Annotated in this window: 16 protein-coding genes and 1 pseudogene; 13 read left to right on the top strand and 4 right to left on the bottom strand. The window is 59.9% G+C overall.

From position 1 onward, the window contains the following. Nucleotides 1-134: 134 nt before the first annotated feature. From HMPREF2874_RS09265 to HMPREF2874_RS08440, 3 genes and pseudogenes are all read left to right on the top strand, one after another. On the top strand, nt 135-1,421 hold the full coding sequence (locus HMPREF2874_RS09265) for an MBL fold metallo-hydrolase (protein ID WP_141754248.1): 1,287 nt from the start codon (nt 135-137) through the stop codon (nt 1,419-1,421). Then, nucleotides 1,417-1,569 (top strand): annotated as a pseudogene (locus HMPREF2874_RS09260) (succinate--CoA ligase subunit alpha); the annotation flags it as partial. The gene HMPREF2874_RS09265 and the pseudogene HMPREF2874_RS09260, both read left to right, overlap by 5 nt. A 357-nt stretch (nt 1,570-1,926) precedes the next feature. Beyond that, nucleotides 1,927-2,853 (top strand): amino acid oxidase, encoded by a 927-nt coding sequence (locus tag HMPREF2874_RS08440; protein WP_070649946.1) that lies wholly within the window; start codon nt 1,927-1,929, stop codon nt 2,851-2,853. Nucleotides 2,854-3,024: 171 nt separating this feature from the next. Here HMPREF2874_RS08440 and HMPREF2874_RS08435 read toward each other — a convergent pair whose 3' ends face one another. From HMPREF2874_RS08435 to HMPREF2874_RS08420, 4 genes are all read right to left on the bottom strand, one after another. After that, on the bottom strand, nt 3,025-4,179 hold the full coding sequence (locus HMPREF2874_RS08435; protein ID WP_070649945.1) for a VIT1/CCC1 transporter family protein: 1,155 nt from the start codon (nt 4,177-4,179) through the stop codon (nt 3,025-3,027). Between the two features lie 361 nt (nt 4,180-4,540). Next, a complete protein-coding gene (gene dps, locus HMPREF2874_RS08430) occupies nt 4,541-5,038 on the bottom strand; it encodes a DNA starvation/stationary phase protection protein Dps (protein ID WP_005504568.1) in 498 nt (165 codons plus the stop codon). Nucleotides 5,039-5,194: 156 nt separating this feature from the next. Continuing rightward, on the bottom strand, nt 5,195-5,857 hold the full coding sequence (locus tag HMPREF2874_RS08425; protein ID WP_070649944.1) for an HAD family hydrolase: 663 nt from the start codon (nt 5,855-5,857) through the stop codon (nt 5,195-5,197). Between the two features lie 18 nt (nt 5,858-5,875). Beyond that, nucleotides 5,876-6,559, bottom strand: a complete 684-nt coding sequence (locus HMPREF2874_RS08420; RefSeq protein ID WP_070649943.1) for an NAD(P)-dependent oxidoreductase — start codon at nt 6,557-6,559, stop codon at nt 5,876-5,878. Between the two features lie 250 nt (nt 6,560-6,809). On the opposite strand from HMPREF2874_RS08420, the gene clpB reads away from it, so the two are divergent. From clpB to HMPREF2874_RS08370, 10 genes are all read left to right on the top strand, one after another. Then, the gene (gene clpB / locus HMPREF2874_RS08415; protein WP_070649942.1) at nt 6,810-9,419 is read left to right on the top strand and encodes an ATP-dependent chaperone ClpB; all 2,610 of its coding nucleotides are present in this window, start codon (nt 6,810-6,812) and stop codon (nt 9,417-9,419) included. A gap of 158 nt (nt 9,420-9,577) precedes the next feature. Next, nucleotides 9,578-10,546 carry a Sir2 family NAD-dependent protein deacetylase gene (locus HMPREF2874_RS08410; RefSeq protein ID WP_070649941.1) on the top strand — a complete coding sequence of 323 codons (969 nt, stop codon included), beginning with the start codon at nt 9,578-9,580 and terminating at the stop codon, nt 10,544-10,546. A 112-nt stretch (nt 10,547-10,658) separates the two neighbouring features. Further along, a complete protein-coding gene (locus HMPREF2874_RS08405) occupies nt 10,659-11,957 on the top strand; it encodes an excalibur calcium-binding domain-containing protein (protein ID WP_070649940.1) in 1,299 nt (432 codons plus the stop codon). A 323-nt stretch (nt 11,958-12,280) separates the two neighbouring features. Then, a complete protein-coding gene (locus HMPREF2874_RS08400; protein ID WP_070649939.1) occupies nt 12,281-13,339 on the top strand; it encodes an excalibur calcium-binding domain-containing protein in 1,059 nt (352 codons plus the stop codon). 321 nt (nt 13,340-13,660) lie between these two features. Further along, on the top strand, nt 13,661-14,359 hold the full coding sequence (locus tag HMPREF2874_RS08395; RefSeq protein WP_070649938.1) for a DUF4956 domain-containing protein: 699 nt from the start codon (nt 13,661-13,663) through the stop codon (nt 14,357-14,359). A 97-nt stretch (nt 14,360-14,456) separates the two neighbouring features. Next, the gene (locus tag HMPREF2874_RS08390; protein ID WP_070649937.1) at nt 14,457-15,377 is read left to right on the top strand and encodes a polyphosphate polymerase domain-containing protein; all 921 of its coding nucleotides are present in this window, start codon (nt 14,457-14,459) and stop codon (nt 15,375-15,377) included. A gap of 207 nt (nt 15,378-15,584) precedes the next feature. Next, the gene (locus tag HMPREF2874_RS08385) at nt 15,585-17,300 is read left to right on the top strand and encodes a carbohydrate-binding domain-containing protein (RefSeq protein ID WP_246823801.1); all 1,716 of its coding nucleotides are present in this window, start codon (nt 15,585-15,587) and stop codon (nt 17,298-17,300) included. 351 nt (nt 17,301-17,651) lie between these two features. Next, complete coding sequence (locus tag HMPREF2874_RS08380) at nt 17,652-17,861, top strand: DUF3073 domain-containing protein (protein WP_049331591.1); 210 nt, start codon at nt 17,652-17,654, stop codon at nt 17,859-17,861. A gap of 310 nt (nt 17,862-18,171) precedes the next feature. Then, complete coding sequence (locus HMPREF2874_RS08375; protein ID WP_070649935.1) at nt 18,172-19,242, top strand: phosphodiester glycosidase family protein; 1,071 nt, start codon at nt 18,172-18,174, stop codon at nt 19,240-19,242. Continuing rightward, on the top strand, nt 19,239-20,432 hold the full coding sequence (locus HMPREF2874_RS08370; protein WP_070649934.1) for a bifunctional glycosyltransferase family 2/GtrA family protein: 1,194 nt from the start codon (nt 19,239-19,241) through the stop codon (nt 20,430-20,432). Before HMPREF2874_RS08375 ends, HMPREF2874_RS08370 begins: the two co-directional genes overlap by 4 nt. Nucleotides 20,433-20,517: the final 85 nt, after the last annotated feature.

Here is a 20,517-nt window from a genome sequence, read left to right as displayed (position 1 = left end):
CCTGATGCGCGAAATCTTCGCAGCGAAGTAGTTATAGCCTAGCTATATAAATGACCCCGGTAGATAAACATTCGATGTTTGTTTGCCGGGGTTATTTTATTCTCTATTAGCTTTTAGATATAAGGAGTGCAGGAATGAAAATTAGTGTAGAACGTTATCATTACCCGATTGGACAAGGTACTTTTAGTGCTCAGATTATTAAAGGGCTGGGGGGCTCAAAATATGTATGTGTTTATGATTGTGGATCAGATAGTGGTGTGAATAGAATTCCTACATGTGTAAATAATTTATATGAAAAATTGAATCCCAATAGAAAAGATAAGGCAAAAATTGATTTACTGGTCATTTCTCATCTTGATAGGGATCACGTAAATGGCGTATCAAAATTAATAGAATTATTTGACGTCAAGAAAATTGTAATTCCGTATATGAGTAAAATTGAAAAGATAATGCTTGCATTGGATTCCCCTAGTGGTAGCAGTATGTTGCATGGACAAGATTATCTGAGTCCCCGTTCTTCTCTTATAAGTGCAATTATTAGATCTGGGGATGAGAATAGACATTTCCTGGAAGAATTGGGGGATGTAGAGATTGTCGAGTCCTCAAGAGATATATCCACTGAATATTTTGATATGAATAAAGATACATCTAAAGTGAAATATTGGCCCTACAAATTGTGGGAGTTTCTTCATTTCTCTTTATATGCTGGCGAAGAAGAATCTGTTAAAGATAGATTCGTTGAGGAATTTAAAAATTCCTACAGGTTAGAATTTCGTAGGAATTGTAAAGATTTGAATAAAATGACCGCTAGTGATTTAAGTAATGACTGGATTAAACTTAAGGAAGTATATATAAAAACTTGTAAACGTATGGAGGAGGTACATGGTGTTAATTGCAAAGATATATTCAATTCCTCCTCGGTTATCCTCTATAGTGGTCCTGCTGATAATCTTACAGGCTCCGGTGAAAATTATTGTCATGTGCATCGTGTAAGTAAAGGGCGGCAAATTATTGTAGATTACAAGAATTTAGATGAACATTATCGAGAGAGTTTTTACTATCGCATTGAGAATGATAATTCAAAATATATTGGGGGATGGTTAGGGACAGGTGATGCTCGGCTAGCGGACTGCCTGAACATTGATGAACTTAGAGTTAATCTGGGGCAGGAAAGGATAAATCGTATACGGGTTTTAACAGTCCCTCATCATGGCTCAACAAATAACTCAAATGAAAAATTTTATAGTATTTTTTCTCGATCTAGGGTGGAATGTGTAGTACATTCGGATCCAGGGTATACGTTTCATCATCCTCATACTGAAATTGAGGAATTGATAGCCAAGAAAGGTCTTGTTGAGGTACCTGTGACTAAGGAACCTGAGTCTTGTTATAAGGAACGTCTTCTATATCGATATTGGTAGGAACGTGGGCCACGCAGGCGCTATTGTCTCCGGTTCCTCCGGTACCGCTCAGGCGAAGAAGGAAGCTCTGGAAGCAGCAGGCGTGAAGGTCGGTAAGACCCCCTCCGAGGCTGCAAACCTGATGCGCGAAATCTTCGCAGCGAAGTAAACAGCATAGTATTGCGGCAGATGCCGGTAGTCGAAAGACTGCCGGCATCTGTGCTTTAACCGGGAACTCAACAGAGACAGCGCCGAAGAACGCTCAGAGGCGCTGGGGGAGTGCACCGGGGAAAAGAGGAGGGTTGAGCCGCTCCAGCTGTCGAGCAGTGCTGGGATTTGAGGGTGCTTTTGAGGTGTTTGAACCATAGCGGTAGAACTTGCGACAGAAAGTAAGATTGTGCACATCCGCCCTAATTAAGGTGCAGATATGACCTCAACCTTTGTATACTGGAGTGCATTGAGCCTAGTCAGAATCATTCTTAGCGGCTCCAAGAAACATCACCACTCACAGGAGATCACCACACTCATGACCCAGCCCATCTCTCGCCGCGCCGTCGCCAAGGCGGGCGTCTGGTCCGCGCCCGTCGTCGCGGCCTCCGTAGCCGTACCCGCATACGCGGCTTCCAAGGAAACCCCCGGCGTTCAGTACGGTGTGTACGTCAGCGTACAGAACAACGGCGGCTACGTCGGCTACGCGTCCTCCAACAACACCGGCACCATCAACCCGGCGACCCCCGAGGCGCACTTCACCGCCACCACCAACCCCGACTCCGACATCAACTGGGACGACGCAACCTCCAAGCCCAAGTACACCACCTACGTCAACGGCGAAGGTAAGTTCACCCCCGTCACCAACTCCCAGACCGGCGCTAACGGCGCATACATGTCCTCCAGCGGCTTCTGGTGGTCCGTACCGACCAAGGACACCGCAACCGGCACCGGCTACATCCCCGGCGGCAGCGTCACCCTCGCAGCGGGTGCGACCTTCGTGACCGAGGTTGAGTACACCGTCTCCGCCAGCGCCCAGTCGCTCACCAAGCTCGGCAAGATCAACGGCCAGTCCTGGAGCCCCTCTAGCCGCCAGCTGACCGGTAAGACCACCGAGCTGGTCGCATCAGCAGGCCAGGCGAAGTACCTGTCCGTCGCGCAGACTGCCGGCACCTGGACCGCAGAGGTTCCGACCGTCACCCAGAACTCTGACGGCACCTACACCTTCAAGGGTCGTATCGTCTACACCACCAGTAAGGCGTACACCATGAAGCAGTCCGGCACCAAGTACTACAGCCAGACCAACTTCATGCCGGCTCAGCTGCGATTCCCGGCAAACGACGGCTGGGTCTCGTACAAGCAGACCTCCAGCGTGCAGGTCGCTAACCTGACCTACTCGAGCAACGGTGCAACCGGCTCCGAGAGCGTTTCCGGTCAGGCAACCACCGCGCAGATCAACCCGTAATCGGGCTAGCCCGTAAGAGCTTCGGGTAAAGGCGTAAAGAAACCCCCAGCGGGTGAGTTCAACTCACCCGCCGGGGGTTTCTGTATGCTCAGGATGCGGCACTCACGGGGGAGTGTAGAGCATACTCAAGCGGCTATATACACTTGTCTAAAGCTTATGTAGAGTATGAGGTTAGCCGACCGTCGTACCGAACGCCAAACCCAGCAGGTAGGTCACGAACGCCGCACCGAAGCCAATCAGAATCTGGCGAATACCGCGCTTGAGCGGGGACGCACCCGAGAGCAGACCCACCACGCCGCCGGTGAAGCCCAGCGCCGCACCCACGAACAGCAGGGACAGAATCATGGCACCCACACCCGACATGCCAAAGATATAGGGCAGGATCGGGATCAGCGCGCCCGAGGCGAAGAACGAGAAAGACGCTGCGGCGGCACCAATATCGGTGCCCAGAGCCACGTTCTCCTCGCGCTCATCATCGTCATGATGCGACAGCGACGGATCGCAATCGCAGTCCAGGTAGCCGAAACGCTCCAGGGCACGGTGATGCGCAGCCTCCGGGTCCATGCCGCGGGCGCGGTAGATGAGCTCCAGCTCGTTTGCGTCCAGGTCCAGGTCGCCCGCTACGCGCAGAGTCACCTGGGTGGGAAGAGAAGCATCCAGCAGCTCACGCTGGGAACGCACCGAGACGAACTCGCCCGCGGCCATCGACAGCGCACCGGCCAGCAGGCCCGCAACACCCGACAGCAGAACCATCGAGCTGGATGCGCCCGAGGCGGTAATGCCCATAATCAGGGCCAGGTTTGAGACCAGGCCGTCGTTGGCGCCAAAGACCGCCGCGCGGAAGTTGCCCGAGAGCTTCTCGCGGCCGCTGGTCGCCAGGGCGCGAATGATCTCCTCGTGGATGGCTTCGTCGGCCGCCATCTCCTCGGTCGCATCCGGGTCCTCGGCGTAGGGGGAGCGGGATTCGGCGCGCTGAGCCATTGCCAGAATAAACACGGAACCGAAGTTCTTCGCCAGGAACTGCAGAAGCAGGGACTGCAGGGAGGGGCGTACATGCACGTCGGCATGCTCACCGAGCATATCGCGCCAGTGCTGCTGGTGACGCTTCTCTGCCTCGGCCACTTGCAGCAGGATCTCGCGGTCGGTGCCCTCGGCGCGCTGTGCCAGGTAGCGGTAGATGCGTGCCTCCGACTCCTCGTCGGCCAGGTAGTGGCGCCAACGCTTAATCTGCGCCGGAGTTGGGTCGGTAACCGCCCGGTGGCGTGCCGGCTCGTTCTGGAGCATCTCGGTCTCTTCGCCGTGCTCGTAGGGTGCGTGCGTGCTCATATCTCTCTTTCCGCCGGTGCGGGGCGCGCCGGGCAGCTCCCGGGCGCTCAATCATGCGTTCAATCTGTGTGTTCTGTGTTGACCAGTGAACCACTCTAGAGCACTCTGAACAGAAAATCTAGGACGGCCTAACCCGGTGTTGAAGTTCGCCTCAACGTACTTTGAGACACCGCGCGGACGAGGAGTAAAAGATTGAGCGGTGCGTGGGTAGAGGCAGATTTGGCGCATAAAAAACCGGGCGGGTGCACCCTCCGTAAAGGAGAGCGCACCCGCCCGGCTCGTGACTCTAAAATCTAGCGCCTATACGGCTTGCCGCCCGAGTGGACTGCAGTTTAGATGCTACGACTTAGATAGTTGCGGCTTAGATGTTGCCTTCGCCGTTCTCCAGGAACGCGCGGATGAACCACTGGAACTTCTCCAGCTCGGCGGTCTGACCGATCAGCAGGTCCTCGGTGACGGGGTCAGACTCGCCAGCGAAAGCAATCGCCTTGCGGTGAGCCTCAATCACGCGGGTGTAGACGTCGTTCAGAGCCTGCAGGTGGTCAGCAACGCGTGCGCGGCCGACGGGGTAGTCTTCGACGGTGCGCTGTGCAACCAGTGCGCCAGCCAGACCGTTGGGGGTTGCGCCCAGGGTTGCCATACGCTCTGCGATAGCGTCGACGAACTCGCGAACGGTGTCGACCTGGGGGTCAATCATCTCGTGGACGGCGATGAAGCCGGGGCCGGTCACGTTCCAGTGAGCGTGCTTCAGCAGCAGGTGCAGGTCGTTCAGGTCGTGCAGACGTGCCTGGAGAACCTCAGAAATGCCCTTGCCTTCTTCGAGGGTCAGGCCGGGTGCGGTGTAGTTTGCGAATGCCATGATGGTCTCCTTCTTGATGCTGTGATGTTTTTTGGTTCGGTGGGGTTTGGCGCCCCGCCGAATCGTTATTATGAGTAAATCATTTTAAGGAACCGCTGTCAAGGTTATTTTGAGTAATTCGTAATAAATCGTCACATGATGGGGTGTAGTGGAATCCTACTGGTTCACTAGCGCGCGAACCGCCTCCAGAGTCAGCTCCTCATGCTTGAAGCGTGCGGTGCCCAGCTCCGCCGGAACCTCCAGCTCACCCGGCACAACAATCACGCGCATACCCGCTACGGTCGCGCTACGCACACCCGAAGGGGAATCCTCAATCGCTACACACTGGGTCGGGTCAACACCCAGACGCTCCGCCGCCAAAAGATAGGGCTGCGGGTCCGGCTTGGGGTGAGTGGTCTCATCGTTACCGATAATGACCGAGAACGTGCCCTCGGGTGCTGCATTGGCGGTGCGTTGCGCCACGGAGGTGGTTGCATTCGTGACGACAGCCGCCGGAATCTGCGCCTCGCGCACCTCAGAAAGGAAACGTTCAATACCGGGCAGGAACTCGACCGGCTGGTGCGCCAGGGCCTCGCGCACCTTCGCCACCAGTCGATCGTTAATCTCCTGGTCCGGCAGGTTCACGCCGCGCTCGCGCAGACGATCCAGAGTGAACTGCATGGACAGGCCCAGGCAATCGAGGGTGTCCTGTTCGGTCCAGGTGCCACCGAAATCTGCGGCAAGAGCAACCTTTGCGGCAGCCCATACGGGTTCGGTATCCACGAGGGTTCCGTCGTGGTCGAAGAGAATGGCGGCGGGGAAGGTGTTCGTAGTCGTCATGCCATTAAGCCTACCGGTTTATTTCTGAGGTGAGCGTAGGATGGCGTCCCCAATTGTTACCAAAAAATCTGTGCCCGCGTTCTGCGGGTTTTCTGCAATGGTGAGCAGGGCATCGGCGACGTCCTCACGTGCAATGGTCGGGATACCCGGAGTGCGCTCGACGCTCGCCATATCAAACACCTTCACCCCGCCCCTGCCGGGCTTGTCGGTCAGCCTGCCCGGATGCGCACGCGAAATATACGGCTGGTATTCGGCGACCAGGGCGTCCGCCTTAACCTTGTCGGTAAAAATGCCGCGCATGATGACCTTGCATACCAGGCGCATGGGCAGGGATGCGGTTCGTACCGTATCACCCACGCCGTAGGCGCTCAGTAGAACGCAATGCTTCACGCCTGCACCCGTGACTGTCTGCATGATGAGCGGCAGGCGCTCCTGCATGAACGTGCTGTGCAGAAACTCTCGCACCGTGGCCTTCTGTCCCAGGATGCTCACCATGACGTCCTGCCCGGCGGATGCTGCGGCGAGCCGTTCGGCATCGTCCAAGGTGCCGGGGGTAATGGTGAGGCTCTGGTGTGCTCCCAAAAGTGTGCGCGCCTTATCGGGGTTGCGCACATAGGCGGTGACCGCGTGCCCCTCCTCGAGGGCTTTGCGGGTGAAGAAGCGGCCGGTGCGGCCGGTTGCGCCGAGAACCAGTATTTTCATGTGAGCTCCCAACTTGGGCTGTAGTTGTTGTGGGAGCATGCAAGCGCCCAATCTGGTCAGTATAGCAATGCGGTTTCGGCTGGGGTGGGGCTTCGATTGGGGCTCAGAGCAGTGCGGGGTGAAAAACGAAAAAAGTGGACAAAATTTTTTGAAAACCCCTTGCGAAACATAGTTGAGTGGAGTAGACTCAAGTTATGTAATGCAGGGGGACATAGGATAGGCCCCAGAATGCACGATACGAAAGGACATCATGGATATTAAGTTCACGACCAAGAGTCAAGAAGTTATCTCCGCCGCTAATACCAATGCGCAAACGGCGGGTAACCCCACTATTGAAACCTCCCACATCCTCAAGGCCCTCATGGACCAGCGCGAAGGCATCGCAGTCTCCGTGCTCAAGGCAGCAGGCCTGGATGTAGACGCCATCTCCGAGGCAGCTTCCGCAGAAATCAAGAAGCTGCCCAAGGCTTCTGGCGCCTCCGTGCAGAACGCCTCCTTCAGCCGTTCCGCACTCGCCGCCCTGCAGGCCGCACAGACCCGCGCCCAGGGCTTCGGAGACACCTACGTCTCCACCGAAATGATTCTGCTGGGCATCGCCAGCGGAACCGATAGCACCGCTGAAGCAATGCACAAGCTTGGTGCTACCGCAGACCTCATTGCACAGACCATTCCCAACGTCCGAGGAGACCGCACCGTGGACACCCCCGACCCCGAAGGCACCTTCCAGGCGCTCGAGAAGTACGGCACCGACCTGACCGCCATTGCTCGTGCGGGCAAGCTCGACCCGGTCATCGGCCGTGACTCCGAGATTCGCCGCGTTGTGCAGGTGCTCTCCCGCCGTACCAAGAACAACCCCGTGCTGATTGGTGAGCCCGGCGTCGGTAAGACCGCCGTGGTCGAGGGCCTGGCACAGCGCATGGTTTCCGGCGATGTGCCCGAATCCCTGCGCGGCAAGACCCTGATTAGCCTGGATCTGGGCTCCATGGTCGCCGGTGCTAAGTACCGCGGCGAGTTCGAGGAGCGCCTGAAGGCAGTCCTCGAAGAAATCAAGAAGTCCGAGGGTCAGATCGTGACCTTCATCGACGAGATTCACACCGTCGTCGGTGCTGGCGCATCCGAGGGTTCCATGGACGCTGGCAACATGCTTAAGCCCATGCTTGCCCGTGGCGAGCTTCGCCTGATTGGTGCCACCACCCTGGATGAGTACCGCGAGAACATCGAGAAGGACCCCGCCCTGGAGCGCCGCTTCCAGCAGGTGTACGTGGGCGAGCCCAGCGTTGAGGACACCATCGGTATTCTGCGTGGCCTGAAGGAACGCTACGAAGCACACCACAAGGTGCAGATTGCTGACTCCGCACTGGTTGCCGCAGCAACCTTGTCCAACCGCTACATTCCTTCCCGTCAGCTGCCGGACAAGGCAATTGACCTGATTGATGAGGCAGCATCCCGCCTGCGCATGGAAATTGACTCCGCTCCGGAGGAAATTGACCAGCTACGCCGCGCCGTGGACCGCCTCACCATGGAGGAGCTGGCTCTTGCCGACGAGACCGATCCCGCATCGGTTGAGCGTCTGGAGGCCCTGCGCAAGGACATGGCTGACAAGAAGGAAGAGCTCGACGCCCTCAACGCCCGTTGGGAGGCTGAGAAGGCAAGCCTGAACCGCGTGGGTGACATCAAGACCCAGATTGACGAGCTGCGTTCTCGCGCAGAGGTCGCACAGCGCGAGGGTAACCTTGCCGAGGCATCCCGCCTGCTGTACGGTGAGATTCCCGCAAAGCAGGCTGAGCTGGAAGAAGCACAGCGTGCAGAGGACCGTGCCAAGAGCGAGTCCATGGTTTCCGAAGAGGTCACCGCGGACGATATTGCCGAGGTGATTTCCTCCTGGACCGGTATTCCCGCGGGCCGCATGATGCAGGGTGAGTCCGAGAAGCTGCTCGAAATGGAGAAGCGCATCGGTGCCCGCCTCATCGGTCAGGAAGCCGCCGTGGTGGCAGTCTCCGACGCTGTGCGCCGTGCCCGCGCCGGTATCTCCGACCCGAACCGCCCGATTGGTTCCTTCCTGTTCCTGGGCCCGACCGGTGTCGGTAAGACCGAGCTGGCTAAGGCACTGGCTGAGTTCCAGTTCGATGACGAGCGCGCCCTGGTGCGTATCGACATGAGCGAGTACTCCGAGAAGCACACCGTTTCCCGCCTGGTCGGTGCCCCTCCCGGATACGTCGGCCACGAAGAGGGCGGTCAGCTGACCGAGGCCGTGCGCCGTCGCCCCTACTCGGTGGTCCTGCTTGACGAGGTTGAGAAGGCACACCCCGAGGTCTTCGACATCCTGCTGCAGGTGCTCGATGACGGCCGCCTGACCGACGGTCAGGGCCGCACCGTGGACTTCCGCAACGTCATCCTGATCCTGACCTCGAACCTCGGCTCGCAGTACCTGGTCAACCAGGACCTGCCCTTCGACGAACGCTCCGAGAAGGCTATGGAGGTTGTGCGCCAGGCATTCCGCCCCGAGTTCCTCAACCGACTGGACGACATCATCATGTTCCAGCCCCTGTCGGCTGAGAACCTGGGCCAGATTGTGGGCCTGCAGGTCAAGAGCATGGCTAAGCGCCTGGAAGACCGCCGCCTCACCCTGAACGTCACCGAGGCAGCCCTCGAGTGGCTGGGCAAGACCGGCTACGACCCGGCATTCGGTGCCCGCCCGCTACGCCGCCTGGTTCAGCGCGAGATTGGCGACCGCCTGGCTCGCGGCATCCTCTCCGGTGCTATCCACGACGGCGATACCGTGACCGTGGACGTGAACCCGGACGTTGCCAGCGACGGCCTGGTCGTGACCTCCGAGCGCGAGCAGAAGGCTGAGGACTAAACTCAACCGGTTAGCCGGACGGAGCCGATTGGCTCGGCGGGCTTAGCCCGTGGCTGACTCCGCGAGTTCAAAACCATAAGAAATAGGCTGTGGGGTACCCTCGAAAAGGGGTGCCCCACAGCCGTTTAACGTACTAGATCACAGAGCATGGGAGAAGAATGGACCGCTGGACCGACCACCAGAACTTCGCCGCCGCCGGTGAGCAGCGCGAAGAAATCGCCTCCGTACACAGGGCCGCGATTCGTTCCATCCAGCGCGTTGTGGCGGATACCGCCGAACCCCACGAGGAGGGGTACGCCGCCGAGGGCATCGCGCGGCTACTCAAGTCCGGTAAGGTTCTCGTGCTGACCGGTGCCGGCGTGAGCACCGAATCCGGCATCCCCGACTACCGTGGCCCGGGCGGATCCCTGCACGACCACCGTCCCATGACCTACCAGGAATTCCGTTACGATGATGACGCCCGTCAGCGCTACTGGGCGCGCTCCTACGTGGGTTGGCGTCGCATGCGCCGCGCCCAGCCGAACCGCGCCCACTATGCGCTCGCCGAGCTCGAGCAGTTGGGCGCTATCAGTGGCGTCATCACGCAGAACGTGGACGGCCTGCACGCCCGCGCCGGAAGCCGCAATCTGTTGGCCCTGCATGGCGACCTATCGCGCATCGTCTGCCTGGACTGCGGGCGAGATGAGGGCCGCGAGAGCCTGGACGCGCGCCTGGATGCCGCGAACCCCGGCTACCTGGACCGCTTGGAAAGCCGTGACCTGCGCGTAAACCCCGATGGTGACGTGGAGCTGGACCAGCAGTACATCCAAGATTTTCGGATGGTGCCCTGCCTGGGGTGTGGCTCGACCCGCCTCAAGCCGGATGTGGTGTACTTTGGCGAGTCCGTGCCCGCCGAGCGCAAGGCGCGCAAGGATGCCATGCTCGCCGAGTGCTCGGCGCTGCTGGTGGTGGGTTCCTCGGTGGCGGTGATGAGCAGCTACAAGATTGTGCTGGAGGCCCTGCGTGCCGGCAAACCGGTGGCGATCATCAACGGCGGCCCGGGCCGTGCGGATACGAAGGCCACCTTCCTGTGGCGCACCGGGGTGGGGGAGGCCCTGGAGCTCATGCTTGATGCGATTGACGGCTAGGCTCTCGATGGTCCGGCCGCTGCGACCACCCGCCCGCGGTTGTGTTGCAATTCATTGCAAATACACCCTTGACTGGTGAAAATACCTTGGAACCCGGGGCTAGAATGAGGGAATGGACATTCGAAACACTATCACTCGCTTCGGTGCCACGGCCCTCATCGGTTGCGGTTTGGTTGTGACCGCCATCCCCGCCACCTTCGCTCAGAATGACGGCGAGACCGTCACTCACGAATACCAGGACCGTGCCGCCTTCCACATCTCCGAGGTCTGGTACAAGGGTGAAACCCTCGAGATCTCCGGCGAGGGCTTCCTGACCCAGGACCGCGCCTCCGGCTCGACCATCGCCATTAAGCTCAACAAGGGCGCCATTAAGATCGACGGTAAGGACTACCTCGAGGTAACCGCCAACGATAAGGGCGAATTTACCGTCTCGATCCCCTGGCAGAGCGACCTGGAGGATCGCGTCTCCGTTGACGTCTACCTGCTCTCCGGTTCCCTGAAGGACAATGACACCGCTCGCGGCGGCAAGGCAGCCACCGTGAAGATTGAGGCTCGTTCCGTGGCCCCCGAGAGCCCCAGCGCCTCGGCAAGCGTTTCGGCAAGCGCTGAGCCCTCCGCATCCCCCAGTGCTACCGCCGAGCCCTCTGCATCCGCCAGCGCTACCGCCGAGCCGAAGAAGGAATCCAAGGCTGATTCTTCTGCCAGCCCCTCGGCATCGGCTACCGCAGCTGACGAGACCGTTGCTTCGGTGGATGCCGAGGTGAAGAACCGTGCCGATGAGAAAGCCTCCGCTTCCGCCTCGGTGAGCCCGAGCGCCACCGCATCGGCTTCCGCGTCTACCGTTGTTTCTCCCTCTGCCTCCGCTGAGGTAAAGAACGAGAAGAAGGCCGACCAGAAGGTATCGACCGCTAAGAACGACCAGAAGGCCGAGCAGAAGGACGGTTCCCAGCAGGCTTCCGCCGCGCAGGATCAGCTGGGTGGCTCCTCGAGCGTCCAGGCCCCCGCAACCGAGCAGCCTTCGCCCGAGAGCACCCGCTTCGCTAACTGCTCCGAGGTCGCCGCCGCGGGCCTGGCCCCCATTCCTTCGAGCCACCCGGACTTCCGTAAGCAGTTCGACGCCGATAATAACGGCCTCGGCTGCGAGGTTGTCGACAGCGGCTCCTCCTCGAACGGTGGTTCCTCCTCGAGTGGCAGCTCCTCCTCGCAGGACAATCTCGGCTCCAGCGGATCGGGCGCCCAGGACCGTCTCGGCTCTTCCTCGTCGAGCGCCTCTCTCTCGAGTCGCGCGCAGCGTTCCTCGCTGGCTAATACCGGCGCCTCGAACGTGTTCACCGTGGCCGGCCTGGGAATGGTGGCCGTCGGCTTGGGTGTTGCGGGCGTGACCTCTGTGCTCCGTCGCAAGAACTCCTAAGTTTAGAGTTTAGGAATCCGGTGCTCCGGGCATCGGATGCGTTGTTCCAGGATTCCCCTCGCTCGCCTCGCGGGCGTGGGGGATTCTGCGTTTAACGGGGTCCCGAGCGGTAGGGCGTTGAGTGGGTTTACGGACGGAAAACCGTCTAAACTAACGCCCGGATTCCAAGGCGCCGGTAGCGTTCGAATTCTTTGAATATGCGATTGATTCTTCAACTCGCCCCTCAAGAATTCTTCAAGAAGGGCCTATTAAGTGAGTCAGCTCATGTTAAATTGGCATCATGCACCCCGATATTGTCAGGTTCGGTCGTTAGAATGGGGGGCATGAGCATTCGAAACAACATCGCACGCATCGGCGCCACCGCCCTGATTAGCTGTGGCCTGGTCGCTACTACCGTCCCCGCTACCTTCGCTGACGAAGCTGCACAGGAGATTTCCTTTACTTACGCGGATTCCGCACGCCTCATCACCCCCGACACTTGGGTTGAGGGTCAGGGCCTGACCATCGTGGGTGAGGGTTTCAAGACCGCTGACGGCGCTTCCGGCTCCGTGCTGGCCCTGAAGCTGAACAAGGGCGCAGTGAAGATTAATGGCCAGGACTACCTGGAGATTCACGCCGACGAAGCCGGTAACTTCAACGTCACCGTTCCCTGGCAGGCAGAACTGCACGGCAGTGTTTCCGTTGACATTTACCTGCTGTCCGGCTCCCTGAAGGATGGTGACGTGCCCCGCGGCGGCAAGGCTGCAACCGTGACCATTAAGGCCGCTGCTAACGAGTCGCTGCCCACCCCGGCCCCGAGCGAGTCCACCGAGCCCACCCCGGCCCCCTCCGAGGACCCGACCCCCGCTCCCTCCGAGGATTCGACCCCGGCTCCGACCACTGAGGCTCCCAAGCCTGCTGAAGAGACCTCCGCACCCGCAGTTGAGGACGCTAAGGAAACCAAGCCCGCTGAGGACCAGAAGCCTGCCGAAGAGCAGAAGTCTGAAGACCAGAAGTCTGACCAGGCTTCCGACTCCTCCGCAAAGGACGAGAAGGCTTACAAGTACCAGAACTGCGCTGACGTATGGGCAGACCGCGGTGGCCCCATTTACAAGGGTGACCCGGACTTCCGCGAGAAGTTTGACGCTGACGGTGACGGAAAGGGCTGTGATGAACAGCCCAATTACAAGAACTCCACGTCTGACAACGACAACCTGGGCTCCAGCTCCTCCAACGACAACTTGGATTCCGGCTCCGGTTCCTCGAACGCATCCTCCAAGAGCTCTTCTTCCCTGGCTAAGACCGGTGCATCCGGTGCGATGACCGCTGCAGGCCTGGGTCTGATTGCTCTGGGTGCCGGTGGTGCAACCATCGTGGCAACCCGCATGCGTAAGAAGGCATAAGTACATACTGAATTCTAGGGGTACTCCCTAGAAACCCGAGTGGGGCTCCCTCTGATGTAGAGGGGGCCCCATTTGTTGTATCCGGGCGCGGCTGACCGCCTCACCGCGCCTCGGTAATTGAAAAACCTTAAAGATAAAACGCTCTGACCTGCCCTTTAATCGGTGTTTGCGAAGACATAAGTGAGAATTACAGAGCGCACAGGCGTGACACAGCTTCGGACGGGATTCTAGAAACCAAGCAGAACACGTAGGTACTCAAGCCGGAGCCGAGAACAGACGGCTCGGAAGGCTAGAAACCTACCTCACGACCTGGAGCACCCCATGACAATCCTGACCATGGCGATTGCAGACGCCCTCGCGATCGCAATCCTGTGCACCCTTTACCTGGTGCGTCACCGCAACCGCGAAATGATGATTTCCTACGCGGTCATCAACGCCGGCATCTTCACCGTCTCGGTGGCCCTGGTCTCGGCGGGTTCAAACGCCTCGGCCATGGGCATGGGCCTCTTCGGCGTTCTGTCGATTATTCGACTGCGCTCCACCGCCCTGAGCCAGCGAGAAGTCGGCTACTACTTCGTAGCACTCTCGGTCGGCATGATCGCCGGTATCAACATCAGCCCCGCGTACATCGCCTTCATCCTGATGGCGGCCCTGGTGGCTCTCATCGCAATCCTGGATGCGCGTAGCGCACCCGCGGTCAAGGGACAGACCCAGACCGTCACCGCCGACCGCGCGATCAGCGATGAGGAAGAGCTCAAGGCCTACCTGGGCGCTCGCCTGGGCTACACCATCACCTCGGTCAAGGTGACCGAGCTGGACCTGGTGAACGACCTGACCCGAGCTACCATCACCTACCAGCCCAAGGACGCTACCGAAGGTAGCACTCCCACGGCGGTATCTCAGATTTCTGCGACTCAGCCCGTTGCCGCACCGCATCGAGCGGCGGCACCCACCGCCGAGGCGTACGCCACGCTGGATACCCGGATGATGCCGCTTCAGCGGACTCCCGTCGCTAAGTAAGCCCGGTAGGCGCCACCCCGAAATCAAAAATCCACGACAGCCCCGCTACCCCCGCCACCTTCGACGAATCGAGGCGGAACCCCAGAAGGATAGGACCATGACGAACGCAGCCGCAAACATCATCCCCGCAGAGTGGAAGAGCATCAGCCTCGAAGCCATGAACGAGAAGGCAGCCATGCAGACCCGCGTGGACCGCAAGTACATCGTCGATGCGGAAACCGCCGCGAAGGTACTCTCCACGCTCGACGCCGACGCCTCCGTCATGGACATCAAGGGCCAGCGCGACTTCGCCTACGACTCGGTCTACTTCGACACCCCGCAGATGCAGAGCTACCACTCGGCAGCCTACAGCCGCGACGATACCTTCAAGATCCGTACCCGTAGCTACCTCGACTCGAAGCTGACCTTCCTGGAGGTCAAGACCGACGGGGAGCAGGACATGACCGTCAAGAAGCGCATCCCGTACACCTTCGAGGAGCGTGACAAGCTCACCGCGGAAGGTCGTGAGTACATCACCGCAGCACTCGGCGATATCCTCGCGGGCCCCGTGCACAAGCTGGATGCGGTCCTGACTACCGGCTACCGCCGTACCACGGTCTTCCTGCCGCAGAGCGAGAAGAACCCGGTCGCCTCCCGCATGACGGTGGATACCAACCTGACCTGGACCCCGCTGTCCGAGAACATCCTCATGGCGGGCGTGAACTACCGTAACTTCCACGGCAACCTGGTCGGCACAACCTACGGTCTGCCGAACACGGTCATCATCGAAACCAAGTCCGGCGTGGAGCCCTCCGTAGCGGATCAGCACCTCTGGGATGCGGGCATCACCCCCTCGAAGATTTCCAAGTTTGCGACCGGCATGGCGGCGCTGAACCCGCAGCTGGCAAGCAACAAGTGGAAAGAGACCCTGGAGAACTGGATGCACCTGGAACCGGTCAACGGCACCCGTCCCGACGTGGATGCGCTGACCGAGGAAGACTACCGCAAGCTTCTGACCGAATGTTACGCGGCCGCATAGGGCCGTAACCCCGGATGCGCGGGTAGGGTAGAAGGCCCTACCCGCGCGGATGGAACCGGATCCTGACCAGACATAGCCCTGATCGGGCGCAGGCACCAGCAGGATTCGCTAAGAGTACGCCTGACCCCCAAAGACTTACCCGAAAACCGCAGCGGCACTACATAGTGCTTGTGAACCACGAAGAGGAATACCGTGAAAAAGAGCAATATGATCAAGAGTGCAACCTCCATTACCCTCCTGGCGGCCCTGGCCCTGACCGGCTGCTCGGCAACCTCGGCATCGAACACCAGCGCGACGAGCGCCATCAGCACCTCCACCTCGAGCGATTCCGACACCAAGTCGAAGACTGCCGATTCCTTCTCCACCGACGTGAAGAACGGCGCGAAGCTCGCCGAGGACACCCACTACTCCGCGAAGGATCTGACCTGGGATTCCTCCAGCGAAGTTACTATCGATCTTTCTAACCCGACCGCGACCGACGGCGTGACCGTCAGCGATGGCGTCATCACCATCACCAAGGCGGGTAACTACCGCCTGAGCGGTACCTACGAGGGCCAGGTCAAGGTTGAGGCAGCCGACAGCGATATGGTCCGCCTGATTCTGGATAACGCGACCATCACCAACTCCACCGGCGCGGCCATCAATGTGGTTGAGGCGGACGAGGTCGTTATCTACACCGCCTCGGGCACCACCAACACGGTCTCTGACGGCTCCTCCTACTCCGATACCGCCAGCGGCAGCCCCGACGCCGCCATCTACTCCAAGAGTGACCTGACCCTTGCCGGTGAGGGCACCCTGAAGGTAGAGGGCAAGTACGAAGAGGGTATCCACACCACTGACGGCCTGGTCATCGCCTCCGGCACCCTGGAGGTGACCGCTGCGAACACCGGCATCAAGGGTAAGGATTACGTCGATATCCTGGACGGCACCGTAACCGTGACCGCAACCAAGGACGGCATCAAGGCTACCAATGACACCGACGGCAACCGCGGTTGGGTCCGCCTGAGCGGCGGTACCGTGAACATCTCCGCCGGTGACGACGGCTTCAAGGCCGAGCGCGTGCTGGAGATTTCGGGCGGTACCCTGAACATCACCGAGTCGAACGAGGGTATCGAGGCGCAGTACATCAACATCCTGGACGGCACCGTGAACGTGACCAGCTCGGATGACGGCATCAACGCCTCCTACAGCACCACCAGCACTAGCTCGACCAGCACTACCAGCACCGAGTCGACATCGAGCTCCACTACGCAGACCACCCAGACTAGCCAGACTAGCCAGACTGCGCAGAATACCCAGAGCGGCCAGCCGGCACAGGGTAATGCAGCGCAGGGCGGTCAGGGTGGTCAGGGCGGTCAGCCCCCGGCAGGTGGCCAGGCGCCCTCCGGTAACATGGGTCAGCCCCCGGCCGGTGGTGGCGGCGGTGGCACCTTCGAGGTTGTCGACGCGACCATCAACATTGCCGGTGGTACTGTCACCGTGAACGCAAACGGCGACGGCATCGACTCCAACGGTACGGCAACCCTCTCGGGCGGCACCCTGGTCGTGAACGGTCCGTTTACGGGTGGTAACACCTCGCTGGACACCAACGGCGACCTGCTGCTCAACGGCACGACCGTGGTTGCGGGTAACTCCGGCGACATGTTCGAGGCACCCGCATCCTCCTCCACCAGTGGTTACGTGAAGCTGACGAACCTGTCGAATATCAGCAGCGGCACGACCATCCAGGTGGCCGATTCCTCGGGTAAGGTGGTGGCCAACTACAAGGTGACCAACTCCAACACTGCACTGATCCTGGTTTCCAGCGCCAATATCACCAAGGGCCAGAGCTACACGGTGTACACCACGACCGATAGCGTGGATGCCTCCAGCACTTCCGTGGCCTCGAATGCCACCTCGCTGGGTAGCTTCACCGCAAGCTAGGGCCCGGAACTTGGGAATCCCATAGACCCCGCGCCGGAGGTCATGACCGGTGCGGCTGATTCTCTCGATGCCGGTCTTGTGAGTGAGCCGCTCGAGAGACACGAACCCCGCTTCGAAGCTGAGTATGCCTTCGACGCGGGGTTCCGTGCGTGGAGAGCCGAGAGCGAGAAAAATAAAACGGATGTTCTGGTGCATAGGGGTGCTCCGCTCCGTAAAATACGTGTTGCAGAGCGCGACATTGAACGTCAAAACAGGGTACTCTATAGTGTAGTAAAGACTGTAGAACGATCCGAGGGAGGGCGTGCCCCGCGCGCCCGTAGCTTCGGACAGGATGAAAGAGGGGGTCACGCCATGGGGCGCGGCCGTCAGAAGGCTAAAGCAACAAGGCAGGCTCGGGAGATGAAGTACTTCAGCCCCGAGACCGACTACAGCGCTCTCGAGCGTGAGCTCAGCAGCGCGAAGAATACCAAGTCCTCCGATTCGTCCCGCCGCCGCTATGACGACGAGGACGACTACTCGGCATACGCTGAAAAGTACGCTTCCTACGAGGATGAGGCATAGGGATACGCGGAATGATTCGGTAGGTATCGACCGAGCGTATTCTACAGATGATGAACCGGCTTGAGGCCCCGCACGGGGTGCTCAGCCGGTTTTTTCGTGCCCTCAATACCCCAAGCCGAGGGGGCGAGCCCCGGCAATAGCGCGGATAAGGGGATGCGTAACCGAGAAAAACACGAAGGAGACCGCTCAGCCGGAGGCCTCGGAAAGACGGAACAACCCTGCATAAAATAATTTCGGCTGAATAAGCATACATAGCTGAGGCACAGCTTAGTCATGCCTGGCACTGAGAGTACACAGACATTCTAGAGTCATGAACAACGAACAGAACATGACTCAGAACAGCAACCAGACCACCCAGACCGCGGCAGAACAAACCGCCGCAGAGCAGGCCGCGGTAGAACAGAAGCTCGCCAAGAAGAAGCTCACCCGCCGTATCTTTATCGGAGGCGGCCTCGGCGCGCTCGCCGTTGTTGGCGGCGGCGCGGGCTGGGCCTACAACCGCTACCTGGCAGAGCACACCGAGATCGAAGACACCACCGCCTACGAGGCGGCCGCGGCCCAGGCGAACGCCTCCGCATCCGGCTCCGCCACCGCAAGCCCCAGCGAACTGACCGGGGTGAAAATCGATGGCCAGAGCCTCACCGCTAACGAAGGTTCGATCACCATCACCTCCACCACCACCGGTAGCGGCTCCGACGCGGTTGTTTCCTTCGTCGCGGACATCAAGCTCGATAACGCGACCCTGCTGCGTAGCGCTTTCGCGAACAACAAGTTCGGCCAGAACATCATTGATACCCCCTCGAATATCGCCTCGGAGCACAACGGCATCTGGGCCATTAACGGCGACTACTACGGCTTCCGTACCACCGGCATCGTGATTCGAAACGGTGTTGTCTACCGTGACTCCGGTGCACGTGAAGGCCTCGCCTTCTACCGCGACGGCTCCGTCAAGCTCTACGACGAAACCGCAACCAACGCCCAGACCCTCGTCAACGAGGGTGTGTGGAACACCCTCTCCTTCGGCCCGGCCCTGGTGAAGGATTCCGCCATCGTGGATGGCATCGACAGCGTTGAGGTGGACACCAACTTCGGTAACCACTCGATTCAGGGTAACCAGCCTCGAACCGGTGTGGGTGTGCTCGGCGCCAACCACCTGGTCTTCATCGTGGTCGATGGCCGTTCCACCAACTATTCGCGCGGCGTAACCATGACCGAGTTCGCGCAGATGTTCAAGGACCTGGGGTGCGTGAGCGCCTACAACCTGGACGGTGGCGGCTCCTCCGCCATGGTCTTCAACAACCAGCTGGTCAACCGCCCCCAGGGTGGCACGAAGGAGCGTGGAACCAGCGACATTCTCTACATTGCCGGGAGCGCATCATGATTATTCTAATTCCCGCATATAAGCCTGACCAGTCTCTTGTCCGTCTTGCCCGGGCCCTGCGCGCACAGGACCCGGACGCCGAAATCCTCGTGATTGACGACGGATCCGGCAGCACCTACGCACCGATTTTTACCGAACTGCGTATCGATGGCGTGACCGTGCAGACCCACCCCGCCAACAGGGGCAAGGGCGCGGCACTGCGCACCGGCATCGCCTGGGCGAAAGCAAACCGCCCCGGTGAGGTCATCGTCACCGCCGATGCGGACGGCCAGCACCTCCCTCGGGACATCTTCCGTGTGGGTGTGCGCACCGAAACCGCCGCGGCGGCAGGGCAGCGGACCATCATCCTCGGCGTGCGTACCAAGCCCGACCCGAACGCCGGCGAAGAAGGCACGAAGGTGCCGCTGCGCTCCAAAATTGGCAACAGCGCAACCGTAGGCTTCTTCGCCCTGGCGACCGGCGCCCGCGTGGCAGACACCCAGACCGGTCTGCGCGGCTTCACCCCGCAGATCCTGGACTGGCTGTTGCAGATTCCCGGAGATAAGTACGAGTACGAGTTCTCCATGCTGCTGCGCGCAACCCGCGCAGACGTGGAGCTGGTGCAGGTACCCATCGTGAAGGTCTACGAGCCGGGAAACCCGACCAGTCACTTCAGGCCCCTGCAGGATTCGGCCCGTATTTACGCGCCGCTGCTGCTCTTCCTGGCGTCCTCGTTTGTGACCGGGTTCCTGGTGGATGCGCTCGCGCTCTTCGCGCTCGTGGCTCTGGGGGTTCCGCTCCTGGGAGCCGTGGTGGGGGCACGCATCATCTCGGCGCTGACGAACTTCACCGTCAATCGCATAATTATGCATGATGGGGGCTCGCGGCCCTCGACCTCCTCCTCGCTGGTGCGATACGCAACGCTGGCCGTGGGCATCCTCGCCGCCAACGCGGCCCTCATGGAAGCCCTGACCGGGCTGGGCGCGTCCCTGCTGGTGGCCAAGATTCTGACCGAGCTCATCCTGATTCCGGTGAGCTTTGCGGTTCAGCGCCGCTGGGTTTTTCTACCCACCCAGCGTCAGGAAAACCCGCGAGAAAAGACAACGGCAACCAACGCACCCTCGGGTCTGCGTGCGGTCAGCTACGAGTCCGCTCGCGTGGAGGCAACCGGTATCCGTACCGGTGTGCGCGCCTCCCAGGTACGCCCCTAGCTCGTCTACCCTAGCGTCCAGCTCGCTAGGGGCGTACCCCAAGATTTCTCCCACCTGTCAGTCGTGAGGGTGGGTGGGAGAAGCA

Origin of the sequence: Rothia sp. HMSC068F09 (assembly GCF_001812775.1) — a bacterium.
Lineage (GTDB): Bacteria > Actinomycetota > Actinomycetes > Actinomycetales > Micrococcaceae > Rothia > Rothia mucilaginosa_A.
Note: the sequence above shows the minus strand (reverse complement) of the source record. Positions and strands in the feature narration are given on the sequence as shown.